The 23,989-nt window shown below is 57.4% G+C and carries 27 protein-coding genes and 1 tRNA gene; 13 read left to right on the forward strand and 15 right to left on the reverse strand.

Translation table 11 applies throughout. From position 1 onward, the window contains the following. Window positions 1-42 precede the first annotated feature (42 nt). Window positions 43-624, forward strand: coding sequence for a transglycosylase SLT domain-containing protein (locus tag G6L28_RS11080; RefSeq protein ID WP_174063831.1), 582 nt, complete (start codon window positions 43-45; stop codon window positions 622-624). Window positions 625-874: 250 nt separating this feature from the next. Here G6L28_RS11080 and G6L28_RS11085 read toward each other — a convergent pair whose 3' ends face one another. The 5 genes from G6L28_RS11085 to G6L28_RS11105 all read right to left on the reverse strand — a co-directional run bounded on the left by G6L28_RS11085 (window position 875) and on the right by G6L28_RS11105 (window position 4,891). Then, window positions 875-1,486: an alpha/beta hydrolase gene (locus tag G6L28_RS11085; RefSeq protein WP_174063832.1), complete on the reverse strand. Its 612-nt coding sequence runs from the start codon at window positions 1,484-1,486 to the stop codon at window positions 875-877. Window positions 1,487-1,545: 59 nt separating this feature from the next. Next, on the reverse strand, window positions 1,546-2,490 hold the full coding sequence (locus G6L28_RS11090; protein WP_174063833.1) for a VOC family protein: 945 nt from the start codon (window positions 2,488-2,490) through the stop codon (window positions 1,546-1,548). A 132-nt stretch (window positions 2,491-2,622) separates the two neighbouring features. Beyond that, window positions 2,623-3,696 (reverse strand): DUF2218 domain-containing protein, encoded by a 1,074-nt coding sequence (locus G6L28_RS11095; RefSeq protein ID WP_174063834.1) that lies wholly within the window; start codon window positions 3,694-3,696, stop codon window positions 2,623-2,625. Between the two features lie 79 nt (window positions 3,697-3,775). After that, complete coding sequence (gene ung / locus G6L28_RS11100; RefSeq protein ID WP_174063835.1) at window positions 3,776-4,468, reverse strand: uracil-DNA glycosylase; 693 nt, start codon at window positions 4,466-4,468, stop codon at window positions 3,776-3,778. Between the two features lie 27 nt (window positions 4,469-4,495). Then, window positions 4,496-4,891 carry a VOC family protein gene (locus tag G6L28_RS11105; RefSeq protein WP_174063836.1) on the reverse strand — a complete coding sequence of 132 codons (396 nt, stop codon included), beginning with the start codon at window positions 4,889-4,891 and terminating at the stop codon, window positions 4,496-4,498. A 184-nt stretch (window positions 4,892-5,075) separates the two neighbouring features. Between G6L28_RS11105 and G6L28_RS11110 the strand changes: the two genes are divergently transcribed. Beyond that, a complete protein-coding gene (locus G6L28_RS11110; RefSeq protein ID WP_174063837.1) occupies window positions 5,076-5,438 on the forward strand; it encodes a YbaN family protein in 363 nt (120 codons plus the stop codon). 12 nt (window positions 5,439-5,450) lie between these two features. Here G6L28_RS11110 and G6L28_RS11115 read toward each other — a convergent pair whose 3' ends face one another. From G6L28_RS11115 to G6L28_RS11125, 3 genes are read right to left on the reverse strand one after another with little or no spacing between them, the layout of a single operon-like run. Continuing rightward, window positions 5,451-6,233, reverse strand: a complete 783-nt coding sequence (locus G6L28_RS11115; protein ID WP_174063838.1) for a heme ABC transporter ATP-binding protein — start codon at window positions 6,231-6,233, stop codon at window positions 5,451-5,453. Continuing rightward, window positions 6,230-7,312: a FecCD family ABC transporter permease gene (locus G6L28_RS11120; RefSeq protein ID WP_174063895.1), complete on the reverse strand. Its 1,083-nt coding sequence runs from the start codon at window positions 7,310-7,312 to the stop codon at window positions 6,230-6,232. The genes G6L28_RS11115 and G6L28_RS11120 overlap by 4 nt, the downstream gene beginning before the upstream one ends. Before the next feature lie 5 nt (window positions 7,313-7,317). Continuing rightward, a complete protein-coding gene (locus tag G6L28_RS11125) occupies window positions 7,318-8,205 on the reverse strand; it encodes a heme/hemin ABC transporter substrate-binding protein (RefSeq protein ID WP_202033585.1) in 888 nt (295 codons plus the stop codon). Between the two features lie 190 nt (window positions 8,206-8,395). On the opposite strand from G6L28_RS11125, the gene G6L28_RS11130 reads away from it, so the two are divergent. The 4 genes from G6L28_RS11130 (at window position 8,396) to G6L28_RS11145 (ending at window position 10,857) form a co-directional block, all read left to right on the forward strand. Beyond that, entirely contained in the window at window positions 8,396-8,743 is a 348-nt protein-coding gene (locus G6L28_RS11130; RefSeq protein WP_174063839.1) for an antibiotic biosynthesis monooxygenase family protein, read from the forward strand. Between the two features lie 9 nt (window positions 8,744-8,752). Further along, the gene (gene hutX / locus G6L28_RS11135; RefSeq protein WP_174063840.1) at window positions 8,753-9,274 is read left to right on the forward strand and encodes a heme utilization cystosolic carrier protein HutX; all 522 of its coding nucleotides are present in this window, start codon (window positions 8,753-8,755) and stop codon (window positions 9,272-9,274) included. Window positions 9,275-9,520: 246 nt separating this feature from the next. Beyond that, window positions 9,521-10,405, forward strand: a complete 885-nt coding sequence (purU, locus tag G6L28_RS11140) for a formyltetrahydrofolate deformylase (RefSeq protein WP_174063841.1) — start codon at window positions 9,521-9,523, stop codon at window positions 10,403-10,405. A gap of 107 nt (window positions 10,406-10,512) precedes the next feature. Next, a complete protein-coding gene (locus tag G6L28_RS11145) occupies window positions 10,513-10,857 on the forward strand; it encodes a hypothetical protein (protein ID WP_174063842.1) in 345 nt (114 codons plus the stop codon). A gap of 35 nt (window positions 10,858-10,892) precedes the next feature. On the opposite strand, the gene G6L28_RS11150 is transcribed toward G6L28_RS11145, so the two are convergent. Together G6L28_RS11150 and G6L28_RS11155 are read right to left on the reverse strand one after the other, a co-directional pair. Then, window positions 10,893-12,269 (reverse strand): sensor histidine kinase, encoded by a 1,377-nt coding sequence (locus tag G6L28_RS11150; RefSeq protein ID WP_174063843.1) that lies wholly within the window; start codon window positions 12,267-12,269, stop codon window positions 10,893-10,895. Further along, complete coding sequence (locus tag G6L28_RS11155; protein WP_174063844.1) at window positions 12,266-12,946, reverse strand: response regulator; 681 nt, start codon at window positions 12,944-12,946, stop codon at window positions 12,266-12,268. Before G6L28_RS11155 ends, G6L28_RS11150 begins: the two co-directional genes overlap by 4 nt. An 82-nt stretch (window positions 12,947-13,028) precedes the next feature. Between G6L28_RS11155 and G6L28_RS11160 the strand changes: the two genes are divergently transcribed. The 7 genes from G6L28_RS11160 to G6L28_RS11190 all read left to right on the forward strand — a co-directional run bounded on the left by G6L28_RS11160 (window position 13,029) and on the right by G6L28_RS11190 (window position 19,118). Then, entirely contained in the window at window positions 13,029-14,099 is a 1,071-nt protein-coding gene (locus G6L28_RS11160) for an ABC transporter substrate-binding protein (protein WP_234902535.1), read from the forward strand. A gap of 247 nt (window positions 14,100-14,346) precedes the next feature. After that, window positions 14,347-15,291, forward strand: coding sequence for a Bug family tripartite tricarboxylate transporter substrate binding protein (locus G6L28_RS11165; RefSeq protein ID WP_174063846.1), 945 nt, complete (start codon window positions 14,347-14,349; stop codon window positions 15,289-15,291). Further along, complete coding sequence (locus tag G6L28_RS11170; RefSeq protein WP_174063847.1) at window positions 15,288-15,782, forward strand: tripartite tricarboxylate transporter TctB family protein; 495 nt, start codon at window positions 15,288-15,290, stop codon at window positions 15,780-15,782. The genes G6L28_RS11165 and G6L28_RS11170 overlap by 4 nt, the downstream gene beginning before the upstream one ends. Window positions 15,783-15,886: 104 nt before the next feature. Next, window positions 15,887-17,404 (forward strand): tripartite tricarboxylate transporter permease, encoded by a 1,518-nt coding sequence (locus tag G6L28_RS11175; RefSeq protein WP_174063848.1) that lies wholly within the window; start codon window positions 15,887-15,889, stop codon window positions 17,402-17,404. A gap of 182 nt (window positions 17,405-17,586) precedes the next feature. Beyond that, window positions 17,587-17,850: a hypothetical protein gene (locus G6L28_RS11180; RefSeq protein WP_174063849.1), complete on the forward strand. Its 264-nt coding sequence runs from the start codon at window positions 17,587-17,589 to the stop codon at window positions 17,848-17,850. Between the two features lie 81 nt (window positions 17,851-17,931). Then, entirely contained in the window at window positions 17,932-18,459 is a 528-nt protein-coding gene (gene dps, locus G6L28_RS11185; protein WP_337795760.1) for a DNA starvation/stationary phase protection protein Dps, read from the forward strand. A 455-nt stretch (window positions 18,460-18,914) separates the two neighbouring features. Next, complete coding sequence (locus tag G6L28_RS11190; protein WP_174063851.1) at window positions 18,915-19,118, forward strand: CsbD family protein; 204 nt, start codon at window positions 18,915-18,917, stop codon at window positions 19,116-19,118. A gap of 54 nt (window positions 19,119-19,172) precedes the next feature. Here G6L28_RS11190 and G6L28_RS11195 read toward each other — a convergent pair whose 3' ends face one another. From G6L28_RS11195 to G6L28_RS11215, 5 genes are all read right to left on the reverse strand, one after another. Beyond that, window positions 19,173-19,580, reverse strand: coding sequence for a PAS domain-containing protein (locus G6L28_RS11195; RefSeq protein WP_174063852.1), 408 nt, complete (start codon window positions 19,578-19,580; stop codon window positions 19,173-19,175). A 153-nt stretch (window positions 19,581-19,733) separates the two neighbouring features. Continuing rightward, window positions 19,734-19,810, reverse strand: a tRNA-Met gene (locus G6L28_RS11200). A gap of 133 nt (window positions 19,811-19,943) precedes the next feature. Further along, complete coding sequence (gene mnmA / locus G6L28_RS11205; RefSeq protein ID WP_174063853.1) at window positions 19,944-21,140, reverse strand: tRNA 2-thiouridine(34) synthase MnmA; 1,197 nt, start codon at window positions 21,138-21,140, stop codon at window positions 19,944-19,946. A gap of 198 nt (window positions 21,141-21,338) precedes the next feature. Then, the gene (locus tag G6L28_RS11210) at window positions 21,339-22,526 is read right to left on the reverse strand and encodes an OpgC family protein (protein WP_174063854.1); all 1,188 of its coding nucleotides are present in this window, start codon (window positions 22,524-22,526) and stop codon (window positions 21,339-21,341) included. 379 nt (window positions 22,527-22,905) lie between these two features. After that, a complete protein-coding gene (locus G6L28_RS11215) occupies window positions 22,906-23,985 on the reverse strand; it encodes a Tim44 domain-containing protein (protein WP_174063855.1) in 1,080 nt (359 codons plus the stop codon). Window positions 23,986-23,989 lie beyond the last annotated feature (4 nt).

Genomic DNA, 23,989 nt, shown 5'->3' on the forward strand with positions numbered 1-23,989 from the left:
AGATTTACGATTTACTAATTCGCGGAACGAAAGGTTTCTGCGATGCGTAGCGTTTTTGTCGCTGTTTTTCTTTTATTCGTTCTGGCCGGATGTGCGACTGCCCCCTCGCAGATCACCAATGCCTGCGCGATTTTCGAGCAACGCGACGGCCTGTTCAACAACTGGCGCAAGGATGCTCAGGCAGCCCAGAGGGAATTCGGCGTCCCGGTTCCAGTGATGATGGCGACCATCTACACTGAATCGAGCTTCCAGCCCTACGCCCGCCCGCCCCGCACAAAGCTCCTCGGCTTCATTCCCTGGAAACGCAGATCCACGGCTTACGGTTACGCGCAGGCTCTCGACGGCACATGGGAGCGCTATCAGCGTGAAACCGGGCGCTGGAGCGCCAGCCGTACCGACTTCACCGACGCCATCCACTTCGTGGGATGGTACCACTCCACCAGCAACAAACAGAACGGCATCGCACTGAACGACCCGTACAATCTCTACCTGGCCTACTATTCTGGCCACGGCGGCTATGCGAGAGGCGACTGGAAAACCAATACGGCTATCCAGAGAGCGGCACGACGCTCTGCCAATATGGCTATTCGTTATGAGGCACAGCTGCGGGATTGTGGGTATTGATCGAGCGCTGAAGAACGACCCCTCACCTGAAAAATCTATGACTTAGCCAAAGCTAAGATCATGATTTTTCTTCCTCTCCCACAAGGGTAGAGGTAAAACCAGCCGCACCGCCTCAGCATATTTTCCAGCGTTGATTTTAAGGGGATGAGGGTGCCGCGCCTGTCCTCTCCCCCCTATGGGAGAGGATAGAAAATCTCGATCTTAGCGATAGCTAAGTCCTAGATTTTCTTGGTGAGGGGTTCGACCTCACTCACATATACGGCGTCAAAAACGCCCTTGCGGCCTCGATCTCATTCGACCTTATCTCATGGCCACCGGGATGCCACTCTAGCTGTACTTCCCCACCTTGCGCCTTGAAGTATTCCGCAAGAGCATTGGTCAACGGCACCGGTGAAATCGGATCACGCTCGCCCGCGGTCATCAATATCCGGCGCGAGGCTGGCGCAGGTGCCGCCTTCGGCTCGAAGGGAATAAGCGGATGCATGACAACCGCCGCATCGAAGAGATCGGGGAACTCGATCATGACGTTGGCGAGAATGTTTGCGCCGTTCGAGAAGCCGAGACCGACCACGAGCCCAGCCTCGTAATAATCGCGATTGGCCGCTACGAAGTCCGCCATATGCTTCGTGGCGCGTCCCAGATCATCGAGATCATAAACGCCCTCGGCCTTGCGGCGGAAAAACCGTGCCGCGCCGAATTCGGACACATCGCCGCGCGGTGAAATCACCGTCGCATTTGGTAAAAGGCGAGAGCCGAAATCGAAGAACTGGTTCTCATCGCCGCCCGTCCCGTGGAAAACGAAAAAGATCGGCTGACCGGGCGCACCCTCGCGTACCTTGTGTACGTAATTATCCTTGCTCATAAAAAATCTCCCTGGAAGACGCTGGCGATACGCATCGCCAGACGCCTCCGTAATATGCTTTAAGACTTCGCTGCGCCGTCCAGCGGCTCAAGATGCTGTTCGAGGAACGGACGCAGATGCGCGTGCTGTTCCGGCAGCTTCAAGGCCTCGCCGAGATGCGCCGTATCCTCGTCCCGGTCGAAGCCAGGTTCGTTGGTGGCGACTTCGAACAGGACACCGCCCGGAGTGCGGAAATATATCGCCCAGAAGTAATCGCGGTCGATGACAGGCGTAACCTGATATCCAGTGTCCATCAGCGCTTTACGCACTTCCAACTGCTTTTCACGGTTGTCGACAGCAAAGGCGATGTGATGCACGGAACCAGCGCCGAGGCGCGCACCGGAGATATTCGGCATGGTTTCGATATCGATGACATCCGCGCCATTGCCGCCGGGAATACCCAGCCTCACGACACCGTCCTGTCGGTCGATCTCCTGATAACCCATGAACTTCAAAAGCTCTGCCGTTGCACCCTCATCGCGCAATCTTAACGAGGCACCCTGAAAGCCGTGAATGGCCTGATCCTGCCCGACGCCGTTGCCGACCCATTGAGGGCGTCCGTCGTCTTTGACTTCGACAAGCGCAAAACCATCGCCATCCGGTCCTGCAAAGTGCAGTCGCTTGTTGCCGAAAGCATCATCGGTTTTCAAACCTTCGACATTCGCTTTGGCAAGCCGTTCCTGCCAGTAACCAAGCGAGCCTTCAGGAACGGAAAACAGTGTCGTTCCGACCTCGCCCGTACCGGGACGACCGCGTGCAATATGCGGAAACGGGAAGTAGGTCATGACTGAGCCGGGCGTGCCGACCTCATCGCCGTAATAAAGATGGTAGACATCCGGCGCGTCGAAGTTGACGGTCTTTTTCACCCGGCGCAGGCCGAGCGTATCCGTGAAGAAATGATTGTTACCGCTGGCGCTCGCTGCCATGGACGTGACGTGGTGCAAACCCTTGATCTGGTTCAACATGATAAACCCCATTTGCTCACGAGGCATTCGAAGGAATGCGCTCCGTGTTTCGTGGGCTCAACATGGGGTAGATCAGCCGATAGGCATAGACTGAACGATCAGAACGGATCGTTCTGAATTTTGAAACGGTGATCAGTGATCGTCGTTTGCACCTTTAACCCAGTAGCCAGCGGAATGAACGCAGGTCTTGGGCAGCTTTACATCATCGGCCAGCATCTTCTTCACCGCGCGCGCCTCGGTCTTTTCGCAGCCGACGAAAACATGCAGACCTTCATGCGACGGCCAGATGTGCTGGCGCAACGCGTTCTCGATCAATCCAGCGGCCCCCGCATGTGCGCCTTGGCGGTATAGCCAGTGCCACTGTACGTCGGCTCTGGATTCGATCTCCTGCCGTTCTGCATCATTGTCGATTTCCGCATAAACCGTCAGCATCTTGCCTGCTGGAAGCTCCTTGGTCATGCGTAGCATCACGGGAAGCGCTGTTTCATCGCCTGCGAAAACATAGCTTTCCGCGTCCGCCAGCACGCCACCCGGCCCGACGATGCCGACGATATCACCTGCTTTCGCGGTCGCGCCGAAATGGGCTCCGGGCATATTGTCACCCTCATGCATGACGAAATCGATCTCGATTTCACCGCGGGGGATGTTGCCGGAGCGGATCGTGTAGACCCGCCGTGTCAGGGCATCCTTGCCTTCGGGCCAGATGATCGCGCCATTCTTTGAAAGATGTGGCCACACCGGCGCGCGCGCCTGATCGGGTACGATGAGAATGCGCACATGCAGGCCACCCGTCATCAGGCGCTCGATGCCCTTTTCTATGGAGATCACCACGCGGCGCATACGCGGCGTCAGATTGAAGGCGCGGACGACCCGACCTGTGAACAGGTTGGGCAGCTCGCGCATATCGGCACCGTGGCCTTCCCAAAGGAAATCGAGCTTTGTTTCGCCTGAAAACTCGATGATATGTTCTGCCACCATCGCCTTGACGGACATCAGAATGTTTTCAGAAATGCAGTTGATGCTGGCAGCGAACCGGCCTTCGTCGGCGCTGAGCGTGCCGTTACCATAATCAGCCTGAAAATGAACGGAGGAGCCGCTGCGGGTCATGTCCATATGCTCGGCAAAATGCTCGTGAAAAGCATCGAGAATGGCGTGCGGATCGGGCAAAGCGACAGAGGTCTGGGCAGACAGAAGAGACACCGGCATAAATCCTTCGTATTTTAGTCCGGTTATCTTTTAGATCAGCATTTGCGAAAACGCAAAGCCGATTTATGGCCTGCAACGCTTAAACTTCGTCTGGCAATTGCCAGTCTATCGGCTCTCTGCCATGCGAAACGAGGAATGCATTCGCTTTCGAAAAATGATGATTACCGAAAAAGCCGTTATGGGCGGAAAGCGGGGAAGGGTGCACCGATTTCAGCACGAGATGCTTGTTCTGATCGACGAAAGCAGCCTTCTTTTGCGCGTATGAACCCCAAAGCAAAAAGACGACATGCTCGCATTCCTCGTTCACAGCGCGGATGACCGAGTCGGTGAATTTTTCCCAACCCTGCCCCTGATGCGAGGCGGCCCGGGATTCCTCCACGGTCAGGACGCTGTTGAGCAACAAAACGCCCTGTTTCGCCCAGCTTTCAAGAAAACCGTGTTTGACAGGATGGACGCCGAGATCGCTCTGCAATTCCTTGTAGATATTGACGAGCGACGGCGGGATGCGGATGCCGGGTCTTACAGAAAAGCAGAGGCCGTGCGCTTGCCCAAGGCCGTGATAGGGGTCTTGCCCCAGAATGACGACCTTGACTTCATCGAGCGGGGTCAGATCGAGAGCGCGAAAATATTCGCTGCCCTTTGGGAAAATCTGCTTGCCCGCAGTTTTCTCGGCAAGCAGAAAATCTTTCAGCTTCTTCATGTAGGGGCTGTCGAACTCGGCGGATAAAGCGTGTTTCCAGCTGTCTTCGAGTTTGACGCCTGCCTCTGTCATGGGAGCCTTCCAGGTTGGGCGGCCCGCTTAACTGAAACGATTGCCGCGCTGAAGCACTTCGATCTTGTAGCCATCCGGATCGCAGATGAAGAAATATTTCGCGAACGGAGCACCCTTGTAGTCCGCCTCGATGATCTTGCCAACCGAAAGGCCAAGCCCCGACAGACGCTCATGCTCGGCATCGACATTCTCGACGCTGACGGCGAGATGGCCGTAGCCATCTCCAAGCGCGTAAGGAACTTCGCGACCCTTGTTGACGGTCAATTCAAGCTCGAAATCGCCTTCGGCGTTGCTCATGTAAATCAGCGTGAAGTTTTCGAACTCGGCGCGCTCCGCGATCTCAAGTCCGAAAGCCTGTCTGTAGAATTCCACCGAACGCTTCTCGTCCAGCACCCGGACCATCGAGTGAATCAATTTGGCCATGGTGATTTCCCTTTATTCCTGTCGCAGCGCGGTTCTGCCGGGCTTCGGGGCAGGCAGATAAAGGTAGAACGTTCGGGTTTCAACCCCTTGGCGATTTTCGCGTCATACTCTCCATTCGGTTCACAGGGTCAACGCTTCACGCTTGCCCCTATCCTGAGCAGCAAACTCATGATACCGGCAAGACATGCGCGTCTTCTATCTCTGCATTGGCTGGCTCATGGTCGCCACCGGCATCGTCGGGGCTTTTCTGCCTGTCTTGCCGACAACGCCTTTTCTGCTGATTGCGCTCTGGTGCTTTTCGAAGTCCTCACCGAAGCTTGAAGCATGGCTTCTCTCGCACCCGAAATTCGGACCTTCATTGCGAAACTGGCGCGACCACGGCGCGATCCCTCGACGCGCCAAAATCGCTGCGGTGTCTTTGATGACAATAAGTTACGCGATTTTCTGGTTTGGCACCGAACCATCGACAACAAGCGCGACAATCGTCGCAGCCGTCATGCTGGGCGCCGCCCTCTTCGTTTCAACGCGTCCAGAACCGAAAGCCTGATCCAGAACCTGCCTACCGATGCCGGGATTGCGGCAGCACGTAAGCGATATGGTTGGCCGGCAAACGCCCCACAGTGCCACCAATACCGTAGACTCTCGCAATCGTCTCATCGTTGATGGTTTCAAGCGCAGGCCCGCAGGCTGTGATCTGGCCGCGATGCATGACAATAAGTTGATCGGCAAATTCCGCCGCCAGATTGAGATCGTGCAGGATGGCAAGCACCGTGCCGCCAGCCGCAGCGAAATCCCGTGCCGTCTCCAGAACGGAAATCTGGTGTCCGAGATCGAGGCTCGACGTCGGTTCGTCCAGCAGCAGAGCCCGGCTTTCGCCATTCTCGACGGGATACGGAACCTGCGCCAAAGTGCGCGCAAATTGCACACGCTGCTGCTCTCCTCCCGAAAGCATGTTGTATGCGCGCGCCTCGAAGCCACCCAAGCCCACTTTTGCCAGAGCGCGCCTTGCCTGCTCCTCCGGTACGCGGGAACCCTGCGCCACCGCTCCCATCCGCACGATTTCAAGCGCCGTGAACGGGAAAGCCAGCACTGTGCTTTGCGGCAGGACCGCGCGAACCCGCGCCAGTTGGAGAGGTTTGAACAGGGAAAGTTCGACGTTGCCATAGGAAACCGAACCCGTATCGGCTTTCATCTCACCGGACAGTACCTTCATCAGTGTCGACTTACCGGCACCGTTTGGGCCGATGATGACACTGAAGGTTCCAGGCTGGAGCGTGATCGAAACATCGTCCAGCAGATGACGACCTGAGCGAACCACCGCAATATTGCTGGCGCAAATCATGCGGCATTCCTCAAGCCCAGACCGTTCCCCTTGCCAAGCAACAGACACAGGAACACCGGAGCGCCGATGAGAGCGGTCACGACACCGATCGGCAGTTCCGCAGGTGCGGCGACGGTGCGGGCGAAACTGTCCGCAAGCAGCAGAAGTGCCGCTCCACCGATGGCAGAAGCAGGAAGAAGGAAGCGGTGGGACGAGCCGATCACCAAACGCAACAGATGCGGCACGACGATGCCGATGAAACCTATCGAACCCGCAGCAGCGACGCTCGCACCACATGCGGCAGCAACCACCAGAATGATGATGCGCTTCAGGCGTTGCACAGGAATGCCCATGTGAAACGCCGCCGCATCGCCGAGGATCAACGCATCCAGTCCCTTCGATACGAAAGGAATGCTGACGAGAATGGCAAGGATGAAAGGCAGCGTGCTAAGCATCTTCGTGGGCGTTGCGCCGCCCAGCGAGCCAAGGCTCCAGAAGGTGATGTCGCGCAAGGCCCGGTCATCCGCCATGAAAATCATCAGGCCCATAAGAGCGGCACTCAGCGCCCCAACGGCGATGCCCGCAAGGATAAGGACAGTCGTGGAGGTGGCGCCGTTTCTGGTCGCGATCAGATAGAGAAGAAACGTATTGATGAGCCCGCCCGCAAAAGCCATCAGCGGCAGGAATTGAACTCCGAAAAACAGGGATAGCGGCGCGAGGATGCCGTTGCCCAAGGCAAGTGCCGCCACGGCAAAAAGTGCCGCGCCGGACGTTACGCCGACAATGCCGGGATCGGCCAGCGGGTTGCGGAAAAGCCCCTGCATCATCGCACCTGCAACGGCAAGCCCTGCCCCGATCATCAGCCCAAGCCCGGTACGCGGCAAGCGAACGGCTTCCAGAATCACGCGGTCACGTGTTTCCATGACGTCCGAATGGCCGGTGAAGTAGAGCCAGAGTTCCGACAGACCCACGCCTGTCGGCCCGCTTCCCAGCGACACCAGACAGGCGAGAAGGAGAATGAAGCAGAGCGCGATGAGCGTTATGACGCCCTTGCGCGAGCGGTCTCCCGGCACGTGGATTGTCACGGCGCTCATCGACATGGCTTTCACGGCTTGATGGTCTCCGGGTAGAGCCTTGCGGCAAGTTCACGTCCGGCAGCGGGCGTGCGCGGGCCGAAGCCGATCAGATACAGGCCGTCCATGCTGATCAGCGACTTCGACGCCGCAGCCGGCGTCGACTGAAACGCAGGAAACGCAAAGACCTCAGCCGAGCCGGTCGCGTGACCGCCCCTCTCCATGGTGAGAATGACGTCCGGCGCCGCTGCAATGACAGCCTCATCGGTCAAAGGCTTATAGCCGGTAATTTCAGCGGCAGCGTTGATTCCACCTGCCATCTCGATGATCGCTGCTGCTTCCGTATCCTTGCCAGCCGCCATGATGCGGCCCCCGGCCATGGAGAGCACGAACAGCACGCGCTTCTTCTTCTCACCGACGGCGGCAACGTCCTGCGCGAGCTTTTCGAGATCGGCATCGACCTGCACTGCAAGCGCCTGCGCGTTGTCTTCAAGCCCGACGGCAGCACCGACATCGGTGATTTTCTTGGCAATGGCGCTACCTTGCGGGGGCGTATCCACCGTTACCATCGGCACTTCGCTTGCCTTGAGTATTCCGATCACATCCGCAGGGCCCGCGCCGTCTTCGGAAAGAATGAGGTCGGGCTTCTGCGACAGGATGCCTTCGGAAGACAGCGCGCGCATATAGCCGACATCCGGCTTGGACAGTGCTTCAGCGGGAAAGCTGCTGGTCGAGTCACGCGCAACGATGCGGTCGCCTGCGCCAAGCGCATAGAGAATTTCCGTCACCGTTCCGCCCAGCGCAACGATCCGTTTTGCTTGCGGGTTGCCCTTGTCGGACGCGAGGACCGAGACTGGAGACAGCGCCAGCGCGACCGGAAGGAGAGCGCCGAAAGCAAAAGAGCGGAATGACATCGACATGGAGTGCAACCTTAGAAATTAAAGCCGCGCCGGGCTTCGACGCGTGCATATAACTTGAGTTATTTGCACATCTTTATAGGCCGCACAATCGATAAGTGGAGTATAATTGTTATCTTTCGCTTTTCCCTCTTTTCAATTTAGCGTGCGCTCAATATCCTGACTGCAACATACAAGTTAAAGGAGATGAGTAATGTTTATCGCAATGAACCGTTTTCGCGTTGTTCCGGGGTTTGAGGAAGCCTTTGAAACCATCTGGCGCGAGCGTAAGCGCCACCTGAGCGAAATGCCCGGCTACCTGGAATTTCACATGCTGAAGGGCGCGAAGGCGGAAGACCACACGCTTTATGCTTCCCACACCGTCTGGGCCACCAAGGAAGACTTCACCGCCTGGACCAGGTCCGAGCAGTTCCGCGCCGCCCATGCCAATGCCGGCAACAACCGCGGCAAGGTCGAATACCTCTCTGGCCCGCATTTCGAAGGTTTCGACGTCATCATCCATGAAGACCAGAACGGTGAAGACCGTCCGGTTGCCGCGTAAAGAACCACGATGACACAGCTAGCTGAAAAGACAGACGACCGCCGCGCCCGCGCAGAAGCCGCGTTGGCGGAAAAGCCGGATGGCGTCGTTGAAGCCATCGCCGCCAAGGCCGAGGTGACATCTGCGGAAATTCTGGCGCTGCTGCCGCAGGGTGCAGCCGTTTCTGCGCCGCCTGAGAAATTCAATGATATCTGGAACGAGCTTCGTGGCTGGGGCGAGGTTCTTATGATCGTCCAGACGCCGGATATCGTCTTCGAGGTTCCCGGCCACCTGCCGGACGGAACGGAAGGTCACGGCTGGTTCAACATCCATGGCGATAGCCCCATCGGCGGTCACATAAAGAAAGACAACTGCACCTCTATCGTGTTCGTCGATCGCGGTTTTCACGGTCGCCGGTCTCTTTCGGTTTGGTTCATGAATGCGGCTGGTTACGCCATGTTCAAGCTCTTCGTTCGCCGCGACGAAAACAAGGAACTTCTGGCCGATCAGCTGGCGAAGTTCGAAGCACTGCGCGACAGCTTCATCGCCTGAAGCCTGTCGCCCGTATAAGCCGTTGCGCGCCTTTCGCCCGCAGCGGCTTTTCGCTGCGCTGATGTCTCTCGCTTTGAACAGCGAATGTCGCTTCCGGCATGTCACGCGCACGGCCCAATATTTTATGAATTCAACACATTGATCGGGAACATAAATATTGCCTGTTGAGGAGGCTTTGCGTGTGTGAACGCCTGCGCTATAGGCCTTTTGAAACACCGTGAGCCAGAAGCACCGCGAGGAAGACCAATGACGACCTATGTATTGACCGTAGCCTGTAAATCGACGCGCGGCATCGTTGCCGCCATATCAGGCTATCTGGCCGAGAAGGGTTGCAATATCGTCGATTCGTCTCAGTTCGACGATCTGGAAACCGGCAAGTTCTTCATGCGTGTCTCCTTCATCTCGGAAGAAGGCGTATCGCTTGCAGAAATCAAGGAAGGCTTCAATCCCGTCGCAGAATGCTTCAAGATGGAGGCCGACATCTTCAACGATGGCGAGCGCACCAAGACGCTGCTGATGGTCTCCCGTTTCGGCCACTGCCTCAACGACCTGCTCTACCGCTGGAAGATCGGCGCATTGCCCATCGACATCGTCGGCGTCGTGTCCAACCATTTCGATTACCAGAAGGTCGTCGTCAACCACGACATTCCCTTCCACCACATCAAGGTGACGAAGGAAAACAAGCAGAAGGCAGAAGCACAGTTGCTGGATCTGATCGATAGCACTGGCACCGAACTTGTCGTACTGGCACGTTACATGCAGGTTCTGTCTGACGATATGTGCCGCAAGATGTCTGGTCGTATCATCAACATCCATCACTCCTTCCTGCCGAGCTTCAAAGGTGCGAACCCCTACAAGCAGGCCTATGAGCGTGGCGTAAAGCTCATCGGCGCAACAGCCCACTACGTCACTGCCGATCTGGACGAAGGCCCGATCATCGAACAGGACACGGTCCGCGTCACACACGCGCAGTCCGCCGAGGACTATGTGTCGCTGGGCCGCGATGTGGAAAGCCAGGTACTGGCCCGCGCCATTCACGCCCACATCCACCACCGCACCTTCATCAACGGCAACCGCACCGTCGTCTTCCCCCCAAGCCCGGGTAGTTATGCCTCCGAGCGCATGGGCTGATCACCAGAGCGCTTGGCCCGACAAATCAAAGATTATTTTTGATAGGTGGCAACTTGCCGGTTCCGGCGCCGTTTGCACTGCGTCGTCAAACTCAAGAGGCTTCCCTCATGAAAAAGCTGATTATGACAGGTGCTGCGGTACTCATCGCGGCAGGAACTGCGTTCGCGCAACAGCCACCACCCCCTCCGCCGCCGCCCGCTCCTGCTGATGGCGCAGCGATGCCGGACGCTCCTCCTCCGCCGCCACCGCCCGGTCCTGGCGGACCAAGGGAAGCAGGAATGCGGGATTGGGGTCCGCGCGGTCATAGACCACCACCTCCTCCACCGTCAAAGGGCGCTCACTTCCGCCTTGAACAGGGTGAAACCAAGATCGACATCAAATGCGCTGACGAAGAGCCAATGAAGGCCTGTGCGGACATCATGATGCAGTTGATCGACAAGATGAACGAATAGTTTTTTGCGTATCGGGAGCGGCGCTATTGCGCCGCTCAGGGAAAGCGGATCGTCGCCTTTAGCCCGCGTCCGCCTTCTCCGTCCTCCATCAACAATTGTGCTTTAAACAGGGCGGCGATTTCCTCGACAATTGCGAGACCAAGCCCCGCGCCGGGTGAGACATTTCCATCTCCCCGCGCAAAGCGCTGGCGAACGACCGAACGATTTTCCGGTGGAATGCCGGGACCGTTGTCTTCGACTTCCAGACAGGGCGAGCCGTTCAGGCTCCTAACGCGCACGGTGATTTCGCAACCCCGCCCGGCATAGGCAATAGCGTTGCTGATGAGGTTTCCCAGCAACTCGCGCAGCAGCAGCGGCTCGGCAGCCACCGTCACAGGGTCGATTTCCTCAAAGCCTAGATCGATATCCGCCTCGGCAGCACTCGGCACAAATTCGGCGGTCACCGATTGGGCGAGCGACGATAGATCGACGTCGACGAGATTCTGCTTTTCGCCAGACCCCGCCGCATCGATATTGGCCATGCGCAAGAGCTGCGCCAGAATATGCTCCGCGTGAGCGACCGAGGCATCCCCCTTCCGCGCCGCCGCCTGCGCCTCTTCCAGAGTCCGCGCCCGACCGGCGAGAGCCAGTTGCGTTCGAATAATCGCAAGCGGCGTCCGCAACTGATGGCTGGCATTGCCGGTAAAGTGCCGCAACGCATCCAGAGCCGACTGGAGCCGGACCATGAAGGAATTGACCGTCTCGACAAGGCTTTCCACTTCCACAGGGACGGTCTGCTCGATGGGATGCAGATCGTTCGGGCTGCGCTCGCCTATTGCCTCACTCAGCCTGTAAAGCGGCCGCAGCGAGATCGTCACTGCGATCCAGACGATGATCGCGGCACCCGCGATCATGAGAAGGAGACGGAGCGCAGAGCGAAGAATGATCGCCTGGGCAAGCTGGCTACGCGCAATCGTCGTTTCCGCCACGGTTACCGTGAATGGAACGGAATTGATGCCGGTCGATGCAAAGCGCTGGATTGCCGCAACACGGATCGGCTCCCCGCGAAACACCGCATCTTCGTAGCGCGGCCCCTCACCCGTCAACCTGCTGACGGAAGGGAGATTTTGATAGCCGGTGAGGAACTGTCCGTTTGGGCCGTCGACACGATAAAACACCCGGTCTTGCGCGGCAGAGGTCAGCATTTCCAGCGCGACATAGGGAATATCGACCTCAAGCGTATCGTTTTCAGAGACGACCACACGCTCGGCAATGGCCAGTGCGGAACCGGAGAGTACGCGATCCGAAACGATGTTGGCGGTATTCACCGCCTCACGATATGTATCGATCAGCGCGACCCCGCCGATGAGGACGGTGGACACCAGAAGCCATGCCAGCAGGCGACGCCGAAGCGAATAGGCGGCCTGCTTCATTCCACGGCCTCTGTCATCTTTTCCAAATAATAGCCGATGCCCCGCGCCGTCTTCACCGTCAGCCCGTGCGGACCGAGACGCTTACGCAGGCGGCTGACATATTGCTCGATGGCATTTCCGGAAAGCTCATCGTCAAAGCCGGTCAGCGACTGCACGATGGCCTCTTTCGCAACCACCTTACCCGCGCGCATGAAAAGCACTTCCAAGAGCGCCAGTTCCCTTGCCGGTATATCCAGAGGATGGCCCTCTGCCGAGAAAGTGCGCGAGGTCAGGTCCAACGTCACCTTGCCAAAGCTCAGCGAAGAGGAGCGCAGACCGGCATTGCGTCGCAACAGGACACGCACACGCGCCTCGAACTCGGCGATATCGAACGGCTTGATCATGTAATCATCGGCACCGAGATCGAGGCCTTTCACCCGTTCCTCCGGCGTTCCCCGCGCAGTCAGGATCAGCACTGCCGCCTTGTCCTGCCGCGAGCGCATGGAGCGAAGCACCTCTATGCCATCCATTTCGGGAAGATTGAGATCGAGGATCACCAGATCGAAATTCTCCGCCGCAATCGCGGCATCGGCGGAAGCGCCATCGGAGACGACATCCACGGCATAGCCACTACCGCGCAGAAGCGCAGACAGTCCTTCCGACAGAACCTGATTGTCTTCCACCAGCAGAATTCGCAAAGATAAAATCCCCGTTATCGAGGGAATTTACCCAAGCCGTCCCCGCTTGTGAATGGCAAGCCGGTGCGGCATGATCTTTTCCATGCGTATTCTTGTCTATCTCTGTCTGATCCTTGCTGCTTCACCGTCTCACCCGATGGCGCAGCAGATGTTTTTCCCGGCCATATCCGGCAAGAAGGATGCGCAGACCCTCATCGTCTATTCTTCGCTGGATGAGCCGCTGGCGACACCGATGATCGAGGGTTTCCAGAAAGCTAACCCGGATGTTGCCGTGTCCTACGAGGACATGCTGACGGGTGAAATCTACGACCGAATCGTGCGCGAAACGGATGCTGGCGAAAAAACTGCCGATTTCGCCTTCTCTTCCGCCATGGACCTTCAGGTCAAGCTCAGCAATGACGGCTATGCGCAACGTTCGGATTTACCCATGAGCGCGCGCTGGCCAGCCTGGGCGAACTGGCGCAACACGGCTTACGCATTGACGTTCGAGCCCGCCGTCTTTGTCTACCATAAACCGAGCTTCAAAGACGAAAAGCCACCGGCCAGCCGTGCAGAACTGGTCGACTATCTCCAGCGCCATTCCAGGGATATTCACGGACGGATCGCCACCTACGACATCGAGCGCTCCGGTGTCGGCTTCCTGTTCATGTCGCGGGATCAGGAACAGTTCGGCGATATCTGGAACGTTATCAAGGCGATGGGTTCGGCAGGTGTGAAGGTGTACTCCACCAGCTCGGCCATTCTCGAACGCATCTCGGACGGTCGCTTCGTGCTGGGTTACAACATCCTCGGCTCATATGCCGCCGATTGGGCTTCGCGCCACCCCGATGTCGGCATCATGCTACCGAATGATTATACGGTCGTCATGTCACGCATCGGGCTCGTGCCGCAGGCGGCGGAAAATCCTGACCTTGGACGACGCTATCTGGAATTCTTCATGTCGAAGGAAGGCCAGACGATCATGGCCCGGCAACTGCAAATCCCTGCCGTCAGCCCCGATGTGGCGGGGGAGAATACCGCCAACACAATGCAGGCGATCCACGGAGCACAATTACGCCCCGTCCCCGTCAGTCCGGGTCTTATGGTCTATCTCGATCAGGTCAAGCGCGCCCGCATCATCGAGCGCTGGAACGAAGCGTTGCGTTCACAGTAGACGAAATCCAAAAATTAATGGACAGTAAACACGCGGAGAACTGATTAACGTCAGTTAGATGACAGCTTTCTGTGGTGCTCTGCAATTCTTCTTCATCCCGTGGAGGCGGAAGATGGAGAGGCGGGAGGACAGTCTCATCGGACCGATCGTTTCAGGCAGCGCGTAAAGCGCCCTAGCTCGTCGATGCACCCCTCTCGTGGTCATAATCACAACGATGCCGAAAACGGCAATCAAGGAGGGTTTCACTTTGAAGCATTTTTTCCTCGCTTCGCTTCTCGCAGGCGCCATCGCTCTTCCCGCAGCAGCAGCTGACTACACCATCATCGCTCCGGCAAATCCGGGCGGCGGCTGGGACCAGACGGCGCGCTCCATGCAGACGGTGCTGCAAGAAGAAGGCATTTCCAAGAGCGTTCAGGTTCAGAACGTTCCGGGCGCTGGCGGCACCATCGGCCTCGCACAGTTCGCAAGCCAGCAGAAGGGCAACCCGAACGCCCTGATCGTCGGCGGCTACGTCATGGTCGGCGCAATCCTCACTAACAAGGCACCGGTCACCCTCAAGGAAGTCACTCCGATTGCACGTCTGACCGGCGAATACGAAGTCATCGTCGTTCCGGCTTCCTCTGAAATCCAGAATATCAACGACCTCATTGCGCAGCTCAAGAAAGATCCGGGCAGCGTTTCCTGGGGCGGCGGTTCGGCTGGCGGCACTGACCACATCACGGCTGGCCTGATTGCCAAGGCTGCTGGCGTCGATCCAACCAAGATCAACTACATCGCCTATTCCGGCGGCGGCGAAGCTCTGGCTTCCATCCTCGGCGCACAGGTCACGGCAGGCATTTCCAGCTACGGCGAATTCGAAAGCCAGATCAAGGCTGGAACGCTGCGTCTTCTCGCCATCTCCAGCGAACAGAAGCTGGACGGCATCGATGCACCAACGCTGAAGGAAAGCGGCCTCGACGTGGTCGTTCAGAACTGGCGCATGGTCGCCGCTCCTCCCGGCCTGACCGATGAGCAGACCAAGGCCGTAAGCGCCGACGTCGAAAAGTTGGTAAAGTCCGCCAAGTGGCAGGAAACACTGAAGACCAAGGGCTGGATGGACACCTATCTTGCTGGCGATGCCTTCAAGGAGCAGCTTGCCAAGGACACGGCTTCCACCGAGACCATTCTTAAAGACATCGGACTTGTAAAATGAGCCAGGGTATCAACCCCTCCCAAACTCCAAAGCGCCGCCCTGATTGGGCGGCGATGCTGATCGCAGTGGCGCTGGTCGCCATTGCGGCGGTCATCTTCTGGGATTCCGCCCGCCTCGCAAGCGTCACCGGTTATTCGCCGGTCGGCCCCGCAACCGTGCCATACGCCATCGGCTTCTGTCTTATCGGACTGGCCATCTGGACGGCGTTCGAAGCCTGGCGCGGAGATTTTCCAGAGCGTGACAAACAGGAAGTCGGCCCCGTCGTCTGGGTGGTCGCCGGTCTTGCTGCACAGCTGTTGCTTCTGAAGGTCGCTGGCTTCTCCATCGCCACCGGTCTGCTGTTTGCCTTCACGGCACGCGCTTTCGGCAAAAAGAAGCTCTGGTATTCGATCCCGATCGGCATCGCGATCAGCTTCGTCGTGTGGTTCATCTTTGCCCGCCTGTTGCAGCTCTCCCTGCCAGCCGGACCTATCGAGCAACTGTTCATCTGACGAACCGTCACCTAGACGTATGAATAAATAAACAAACAAAGACACGAAGCGCATGACTGCTTGTCCTGCAGACGCAAGCTTCGCCCGACAGGGGACATCTGTCCATGAGCACTTTTGAATTTCTCCTGCATGGTCTTGAGGTTGCAGCGCAACCCATGAACCTGCTCTACGCCCTGATCGGCGTAACCCTCGGCACCGCCGTCGGCGTGCTGCCCGGCATCGGCCCGGCATTGACCGTCGCACTTCTGCTGCCCGTGACCTACCGGCTGGACCCTGCCGGTTCGCTGATCATGTTTGCCGGTATTTACTATGGCGGCATGTATGGCGGCTCGACCACATCGATCCTCCTGAACACGCCGGGCGAGAGCGCATCCATTGTGACCGCTTTGGAGGGCAACAAGATGGCCCGCGCCGGGCGCGGTGGACCTGCTCTTGCGACAGCCGCCATCGGCTCCTTCGTTGCTGGCCTTATTGCCACCATCGCGCTCGCCTTCGTTGCACCCTACATCGTCAAGCTGGCGCTGGTCTTCGGCCCGCGTGAGTATTTCGCGCTGATGGTGCTGGCCTTCGTTACGGTGTCATCCGCTTTCGGCGATTCTGCGCTGCGTGGCCTCACCTCGCTGTTCATCGGCTTCACGCTTGCCATCGTCGGCATCGACCAGCTGACGGGCCAGACCCGCATGAGCTTCGGCATTCCCGATCTGCTCGACGGTGTGGAAGTCACCACGCTTGCGGTTGCCATGTTCGCCATCGGCGAAACGCTGTTCATCGTCGCTCAGGGCCAGGGCGGTCCTGACAAGGTCGAAGCCGTCAAGGGCTCCGTCTGGATGACTGCGCAGGATTGGGCGCGTTCGTGGAAAGCATGGCTACGCGGCACCGTCATCGGCTTCCCGATCGGCGCGATGCCTGCGGGTGGTGCGGAAATCGGCACCTTCCTGTCATATGCGACGGAAAAGAAGCTGTCCAAGCATCCTGAAGAATTCGGCCATGGCGCAATCGAAGGCGTTGCCGGTCCTGAAGCGGCCAACAACGCGTCTGCTGCCGGAACGCTCGTGCCGCTGCTGACGCTCGGCCTGCCGACGACCGCGACGGCTGCCATCATGCTCGCTGGCTTCCAGCAGTTCGGCCTCCAGCCCGGCCCGCTGCTGTTTGCGACCAATCCGCAGCTCGTCTGGGGTCTTATCGCCAGCCTCTTCATCGCCAACCTGATGCTGCTGGTTCTCAACCTGCCGCTGATCGGCCTGTGGGTGAAGCTGCTGACCATTCCGAAGCCTTGGCTTTATGCGGGCATTCTGCTGTTCGCAACGCTTGGCACCATTGGCGCCAATCCATCCGCCTTCGAACTCGGCATGCTGCTGGCGTTCGGTATCCTCGGCTACATCATGCGCATCTTCGGTTACCCGATTGCGCCTGCGGTCGTCGGCCTCATCCTCGGACCGCTTGCTGAGCAGCAGCTCCGCCGCGCCCTTTCCATCGGTCAGGGTGATCCTGCGGTGTTGTTCACCTCGCCTATTGCAGTCGGCCTCTTCGTCGTTGCCGCTGCGGCCTTCATCGTTCCGCTGATCATGCGTATTCGTGGACGTGGACAGGTGCTGACGCAACTGGCCGCAAACGAAGACTAAATCTGGAACAAAGCCTCCCAAGGCTGGAATGCCCCGCTTTCAATGAAGGCGGGGCATTTTTATGCGCTAAAAATCCTGCGTGGGATGTGCAAACACGAAGATTTCAATCATATCGAATGCATCTCTTTTCAATCTGTAGGGTTTGGATTTAAAACAGGCGACACATTCAAGAGAGAAACACGATGCGTATCTTAAGTCTCATCCTCGTCGCTACCGCTCTCGCCTCATGCGCCACAGGCGCGGCGTCGTTAGAGCCCATTCCCGGCAGCATCACCTATGGCGGGCAACCGCGCACGAAGCTCACAAAATCACCCGTTGGCAGCACCTTCAGCCATGACTTCAGAACGACCGACGGACGCCTAGCCTTCGAGACCTATCGCATAGAACCGGATCGCTCGCTTACACTCCTCAATCGGGAGATTGTCAGCGACTTCCCGGAAAACTGAACCGTAACTGGTAAGTTTTTTATCCAGCGTCTTCAACCGCATGGAACGACTGGGGCTTGAAGCCCGTTGCTCTCCGGAACGATCAAAAAGCGGCACCCTCCGCGAGTTCAGGAGAGAAAAATGAAAACGCATAAGACCCTAAATGATTTACCCTCCAATACCAAAGCGACGGTCATCGGTCTTTTGAATGAGGCATTGGCCTCTACCGTCGATCTTGCACTCGTCACCAAGCAGGCTCACTGGAACCTGAAAGGCCCACAGTTCATCGCCGTCCACGAGCTATTGGACAAATTCCGTGGCCAGCTCGACAAGCACAGCGACACGATTGCAGAACGCGCCGTACAACTCGGCGGCACCGCACTCGGAAGCCTCCAGAGCGTCTCTACGACGACCAAACTCAAGGCGTACCCAACCGATATCTTTAAAATCCAGGATCATCTGGCCGAACTGATCGAGCGCTATGGCGATGTCGCAAACCTCGTGCGCAAATCCATAGACGAGGCGGACGACGCGGGCGATCCGACCACGGCAGACATCTTTACCGCAGCCTCTCGTGATCTCGACAAGTCCCTATGGTTTCTGGAAGCCCATATTCAGGAAAAGAGCTGACAAACGAAAAGCGCCCGGTAAGCCGGGCGCTCTGAACCGTTTATAGCCTTCGACAATCAGTGACGCCTGAGAACTGCACGCCCGATATCGCGAAGCATATCGTGGTCTAGAATGCCGCGCTGCGCACTTCTTATCAGAACTGCCGCGCATTCATTCGCAACACCGCTGCTACGGTCTTCCAAGCATTCGAAACAAACGCCATCGAATATTGTCTGAAGATCTGTGACCTGCTGAGGCGACAATTGAGCGCCTACACGTTGAAAAGCCGCATACGACAAGGCTTATCCTCCCGAGACAATGCCAAGTATCAATACTCTATTTTTATGGACATTTACTTTTTACACCTGAACGAATCATAAGTCGAATCAGATTTTAACGATTTATCAATGACTAAATTGTGGGAACCACAGCTCTATCCCACCGTTATCCTTCGTGAGGAAACAAGGAGATAAGAGATGGACTGGAACCGCGTCGAAGGAAATTGGAAGCAGGTCAAAGGAAAGATCAAGGAGCAGTGGGGTAAACTCACAGACGACGATCTTGACCAGATTGATGGAAAACGTGACCAGTTGGAAGGTAAAATCCAGGAACGCTACGGCATCGAGAAAGACCATGTGAAACGCGACGTCGATACCTGGTACGGTCGCCAAGGCTGGTAATCTGATAGACGATGCACCGCTGCCCGCAAGTTTGCGGGCAGTATGCTGCGGTACTTACTGACGGGTGGCCTTTTCAGCATTACCGACGCCCAGCAACCTTTCAAAGGTGACATCGACCATCGTTCCCATGCCGCGAAAAGGTAGCCCATCATCGTCGAGCAGCATTCTACCCACCACACGCACCCAACGTCTGTTTCCGCTCGATAGAGCCAACGGATACTCCTCGTCGTACATGCCCCCATCGACCAGATGATCGTGTATAGCCTTCGCTATTCGTTCACGTTCTGGCGGATGAATTTTGTTGAGAAATGCCTCGATGGGTAAACCGGAAGCACCGGCTGCGGGAGAAAACTCGAATATGTCAGCGCAGACTTCGTCGATGCACACGAGATTGTCGAGAATGTCCCAAGTAAAATAACCTGTCTCCTGCCGAAGCGATCGACCATTATCCGGGCAGTCCATAACCCCCTCCGTTACTTCACGATTTCGAGTCACCCTCATGCCCCGGCTATCTGTTTGTTAAGTAGACTAATGACTGAACGAAAGAATTTGTTCCAACACATACACCATTTGATGCACGCGAGTTCGTCAAAACGGGTTGATTTAGGAGAAAAATGGTAGCGGGAGAGGGACTTGAACCCCCGACACGCGGATTATGATTCCGCTGCTCTAACCACCTGAGCTACCCCGCCACATGGAAATCGAAACGCTTGCAGCGATCCGTTTCATCAGGATGAGCGGCTTATAAGGTGCCGCTCCCTAAAGTGTCAAGCGCAACATGCGCAAAAATCTCTGTTTATTCCCCGTTCTTCAAGTCCGTTTTCCTCAAGCGGCAACGGGGCTCGAAAGAAGCGTTTTCAGTGCGGCCTCGGCATCTGCCGAACGCTGCGAACGGTCGATGAAACCACCGCCGTAAACACGCGCATCCGGCCCCGGCGCGGAATAGAGAACGCATGCCTGACCGGGGGCTACGCCCGCCTCGCCCACCATCAGATCGACATAGACGCCGTTTTGATCGGCGTGCAGGACCGCCTCCGCCGGTGGTCGCGTGGAACGCACCTTTGCGAAGCACGAAAATCCTTCGCGGGCATCTTCCAGCAAATCGCCATCACCAAGCCAGTTCATGTCGCGCAAGTAAACGCGGTGCGTCTCGAGCGCTTCACGTGGCCCAACAATGACGCGCCGCCCACGGGCATCGAGATGTACGACATAAAGCGGTTCGCCCGTGGCAACGCCTATGCCGCGACGCTGACCGATGGTGTAGTGAACGATCCCGTCATGGTGACCAAGCACACGACCGTCCAGATGAACGATGTCACCCACGAGCGCCGCGTTTGGCTTCAGCTTGTTGATGACATCCGTGTACTTACCCTGCGGCACGAAACAGATATCCTGACTATCGGCCTTCTTGGCGACGACAAGTCCCATGTCTTCCGCCAGCTCACGCGTCTGCGCCTTGGACAATTCGCCAAGCGGAAAGCGCAAATAATCGATCTGCTCCTGCGTCGTGGCGAACAGGAACCAGCTCTGATCCCGGTCGCTGTCGATAGGGCGGAAAAGCGCACGGCGGTTCGGGTGACCGGGTACAGGATTGATGCGGGACCGGATGTAGTGCCCGGTCGCCAGCGCGTCTGCACCCAGTTCCTGAGCCGTGGCCAAGAGATCGGCAAACTTGACGGTCTGATTACAGGCCACACACGGCACCGGCGTTTCGCCCATTGCATAGGCTTCCGCGAAGGGGTTGATCACCGTTTCTCGGAAGCGTGCTTCGTAATCCAGAACGTAATGCGGAATCCCCAATGTCTCGCACACCCGGCGGGCATCATCGATATCCTGACCGGCACAGCAGGAGCCTGCCCGATGCACGGCAGCACCGTGGTCGTAAAGTTGAAGGGTAATACCGAGGACGTCATAGCCCTCACGCTTCAGAATCCCCGCAACAACCGAGGAATCCACACCACCGGACATCGCCACGACAATGCGCGTGTCCTCCGGCTTCTTGTCAAAGTCGAGCGTATTCACGTTGCTTCCAATCGTCAGTCATACCGGGGGTAAAGGCCCCGCCGCCTGTCGGTGATCCCCATGGATAGGAGGAGGCCTAACGCCTCGTGCCTGTCAGCTATGTGGATTTTCTGGCCTGCATATAGAAAAAATACCGTGTGAACGCAAGTACGGGGCAGCCATGCTACCCCGTCTTGAGACCATTTGTAAATGCGCAGGTTATGCGCCAGCCGTCTTCTGTCCGCTGCCGATCCACTTCTCACGCTCGCGCCACAGGGCAGGAAGAGCGAGAAGAGCGATACCGGTTACTGCGATCAGCGTCTTTTCAAGCTGGTTCAGCTCTGCCGTACGGCCATCGAGATAATAGATGCCGTAGACGATCGCCACGTGCCAGACATAAACCTGCAGCGAATGTCTGCCGAGCAATTGCAGGAATTTCAGCGACAGCACCCATATCACGCCCGCTGCCAGCTTCTGCACCAGCGGGTTGTGATGCTTTGGACCGGCGATGATCAGCCATGTCAGGCCGACGCCGACAGCGAGGAAGTTGATGAGATAGACAGGGCCGAAGTCGGCGCGGATTTCCATCGTTGAGAACTTGCCTAGCATAAATTCTGGCATCAGGTTCCATGCGGTTGCAATACGCAGTGGTACGAAGAAGATGCAGATGATCAACGCAGCTTTGGCGATCCAGCTACGCTGCGGCGAAAATATTTTCGTCCAGGCAATCTTGTTCTGCGCCGTCATCGCTCCCATCACCAGCGCAGAATAGAACACCAGCTGCCAGCCGAACAGGTTGAAGCTGACGCGGATACCCTGCTCGTCCACACCCTTGACCAGTTCGTTGACGGGCGCAGTGAAGAGCTGTTGCAAGCCCAACTGACCGGCCATCCACACCAGGAGCGAACCGGCCATGACATAGGCCCATTTGCCATCGAGGCAGAGCTTCACCAGAAGGGGCGCAAACACCATGTAGACGATATACTGGGGAAGGATGTCCATGAAGGTGGGCTGGAACAGGAACGTCGCAATCGCTGCCAGCCGCAGAGGATCGTCGAAAGACGTCAGGCCAAGCCAGTTATACCAAATGAAAGGAGCATGCGGGATGACCATGCGCGCAAACAAAACAGCGATAACGAGACCCATCGCATATTTGTAAAGCTCTAGTGCTCTTGCCCAGATCATGTCACGCCCGTTTTCGTAGCCATACTTCACCATCTTGCGGGCGTAGACCATGCCGATCAAAAGACCGGATAGGAAGACGAAGCCCTGTGCGTCCTCGACAAAGGCGAACTGCCGGTGGTTCACCTCCATAAGCCAAAAGCCACCTGCGAAAACGAGATGGTTGATCAACATGAAGACAAGAAAATAACCTCTCATTCCGTCGATCAGGTCAAAGCGTTTCATTTATAGCTCTCCATTTTCACAGGCCCCTTTGGGAGGAAGGGGTGCCTGATCCGAATTCGAGGATTGGCAGTCAGGCCATCCAAACTTGGATCGTGAACGCGATTTTCAGGCTGCGGTTCCGCCTGAAAGAGCGTTTTGGCGCTCGCATCGGTGTCACGTTGATGTGTTCCGCTTCTGGTTAAAGTGGCCCAACTGAACGTCAAATGAATGAATAAAGGCAATTGCGTGAAACGAGTGTGGCAAGCCAGATCAATCGGTTAGCTGTTCCACAGACTGTATCCCCTGCCTTGCAGGCGCTGTGCAATGAAAAAGGCCGGTGCAGCAAACAACTGCACCGGCCAGATTTTACCCGTGGATATTCAGATCGAAAAATCGAGGGTCAGGCGGAGGCCTGTATGGCTGAAACCTGCCACTGCGAGTCACCGCGACGAACGAAGGTCCACAGTTCGGTCGTCTCTTCCGGTTGATTCTCGTTGCCTTCGACGACCTTGCCCGTGCTGCGGTCGCGCATGACGTCGATAGCGGAGTAGCGCATGGCAACGGTTGCGTAATCGCTACCGTCTTCGTGCCAGGCTTCGGCGAGATCGCCCTGAAGAAGCGTCACGTCTCGAACGTCGTTCTTTACGCCGCTGGTCGCGTTGTCGCTCAGTTCTTCGGCGAGATAGGACATGGCCTCTGGTGTCGTCAGCTTGCGAAGCGTGCCATAATCTTCAGCGGCATACGCAGCCTGAACGCCTTCCAGCGCCTTCTGGAAGGTCTCCAGATCTTCCTGCGTCACACCGATCTCATCACCCTCGGACATGGCGTTTTCATGCGGAACCGGCTTGGCAACTGCGGGAGCCGCTGCAGCCGCTGCGGACGCCGCCGCGCCGCCGAACGAACCGGCCTTTGAACCCATTTGCGGGATCTTGAAGCCGCCCATCGAGCCTTGATTGCCCTGCGGTGCCGAATAATCGCTGCGCGCGGAGTGCGAACCGGCAGCACCGCCAAAAGCAGGCTGCCCCTGACGACGCGATCGGAAGAAACGCATGGCGAGCATGATCAGACCACCGATCAGCAGGCCCTGAAGCAACATGCCGAAGAAACCGGCCATACCGCCGAAGCCGCCGCCCATGAGCATGCCGAACAGGCCACCCATCAGCAAACCACCCATGAGGCCGCCCATCATACCGCCGAACATGCCACGGTTCTGCTGCGGAGCTTGCGCGGCATTAGGGCGCGCTGGCTGAGCCGCATTCGGAGCAGACGGGTTGGTGTTCGGCGTCATGCTGCGATTGATCGGAGCAGCACCCGGTGCCGTATTGGTAGCAGGAGGCGCAGAGAAGGTTCTCGTTCCGCGGCTTCCAAGACCGCCGCCAGCACGCCGTGCCTCGGCATAATCCACAGCCGTGAACGAGACCGCCATCCCCAAGGCGGCAACTGCAAACAAACCCTTAAAGCGCCGAACGGCAGCAAACATCGTC

The sequence above is a fragment of the Agrobacterium larrymoorei genome, assembly GCF_013322225.1.
In the GTDB taxonomy this organism is placed as follows: Bacteria; Pseudomonadota; Alphaproteobacteria; order Rhizobiales; family Rhizobiaceae; genus Agrobacterium; species Agrobacterium larrymoorei_A.

What these genes read in the sequence shown, in the direction of transcription:
- G6L28_RS11080 (WP_174063831.1), top strand. Translation starts at nt 43, where the DNA reads ATGCGTAGCGTTTTTGTCGCTGTTTTTCTTTTATTCGTTCTGGCCGGA.
- G6L28_RS11085 (WP_174063832.1), bottom strand. Translation starts at nt 1,486, where the DNA reads ATGAGCAAGGATAATTACGTACACAAGGTACGCGAGGGTGCGCCCGGT.
- G6L28_RS11090 (WP_174063833.1), bottom strand. Translation starts at nt 2,490, where the DNA reads ATGTTGAACCAGATCAAGGGTTTGCACCACGTCACGTCCATGGCAGCG.
- G6L28_RS11095 (WP_174063834.1), bottom strand. Translation starts at nt 3,696, where the DNA reads ATGCCGGTGTCTCTTCTGTCTGCCCAGACCTCTGTCGCTTTGCCCGAT.
- ung (WP_174063835.1), bottom strand. Translation starts at nt 4,468, where the DNA reads ATGACAGAGGCAGGCGTCAAACTCGAAGACAGCTGGAAACACGCTTTA.
- G6L28_RS11105 (WP_174063836.1), bottom strand. Translation starts at nt 4,891, where the DNA reads ATGGCCAAATTGATTCACTCGATGGTCCGGGTGCTGGACGAGAAGCGT.
- G6L28_RS11110 (WP_174063837.1), top strand. Translation starts at nt 5,076, where the DNA reads ATGCGCGTCTTCTATCTCTGCATTGGCTGGCTCATGGTCGCCACCGGC.
- G6L28_RS11115 (WP_174063838.1), bottom strand. Translation starts at nt 6,233, where the DNA reads ATGATTTGCGCCAGCAATATTGCGGTGGTTCGCTCAGGTCGTCATCTG.
- G6L28_RS11120 (WP_174063895.1), bottom strand. Translation starts at nt 7,312, where the DNA reads ATGTCGATGAGCGCCGTGACAATCCACGTGCCGGGAGACCGCTCGCGC.
- G6L28_RS11125 (WP_202033585.1), bottom strand. Translation starts at nt 8,205, where the DNA reads ATGTCGATGTCATTCCGCTCTTTTGCTTTCGGCGCTCTCCTTCCGGTC.
- G6L28_RS11130 (WP_174063839.1), top strand. Translation starts at nt 8,396, where the DNA reads ATGTTTATCGCAATGAACCGTTTTCGCGTTGTTCCGGGGTTTGAGGAA.
- hutX (WP_174063840.1), top strand. Translation starts at nt 8,753, where the DNA reads ATGACACAGCTAGCTGAAAAGACAGACGACCGCCGCGCCCGCGCAGAA.
- purU (WP_174063841.1), top strand. Translation starts at nt 9,521, where the DNA reads ATGACGACCTATGTATTGACCGTAGCCTGTAAATCGACGCGCGGCATC.
- G6L28_RS11145 (WP_174063842.1), top strand. Translation starts at nt 10,513, where the DNA reads ATGAAAAAGCTGATTATGACAGGTGCTGCGGTACTCATCGCGGCAGGA.
- G6L28_RS11150 (WP_174063843.1), bottom strand. Translation starts at nt 12,269, where the DNA reads ATGAAGCAGGCCGCCTATTCGCTTCGGCGTCGCCTGCTGGCATGGCTT.
- G6L28_RS11160 (WP_234902535.1), top strand. Translation starts at nt 13,029, where the DNA reads ATGCGTATTCTTGTCTATCTCTGTCTGATCCTTGCTGCTTCACCGTCT.
- G6L28_RS11170 (WP_174063847.1), top strand. Translation starts at nt 15,288, where the DNA reads ATGAGCCAGGGTATCAACCCCTCCCAAACTCCAAAGCGCCGCCCTGAT.
- G6L28_RS11175 (WP_174063848.1), top strand. Translation starts at nt 15,887, where the DNA reads ATGAGCACTTTTGAATTTCTCCTGCATGGTCTTGAGGTTGCAGCGCAA.
- G6L28_RS11180 (WP_174063849.1), top strand. Translation starts at nt 17,587, where the DNA reads ATGCGTATCTTAAGTCTCATCCTCGTCGCTACCGCTCTCGCCTCATGC.
- G6L28_RS11190 (WP_174063851.1), top strand. Translation starts at nt 18,915, where the DNA reads ATGGACTGGAACCGCGTCGAAGGAAATTGGAAGCAGGTCAAAGGAAAG.
- G6L28_RS11195 (WP_174063852.1), bottom strand. Translation starts at nt 19,580, where the DNA reads ATGGACTGCCCGGATAATGGTCGATCGCTTCGGCAGGAGACAGGTTAT.
- G6L28_RS11210 (WP_174063854.1), bottom strand. Translation starts at nt 22,526, where the DNA reads ATGAAACGCTTTGACCTGATCGACGGAATGAGAGGTTATTTTCTTGTC.
- G6L28_RS11215 (WP_174063855.1), bottom strand. Translation starts at nt 23,985, where the DNA reads ATGTTTGCTGCCGTTCGGCGCTTTAAGGGTTTGTTTGCAGTTGCCGCC.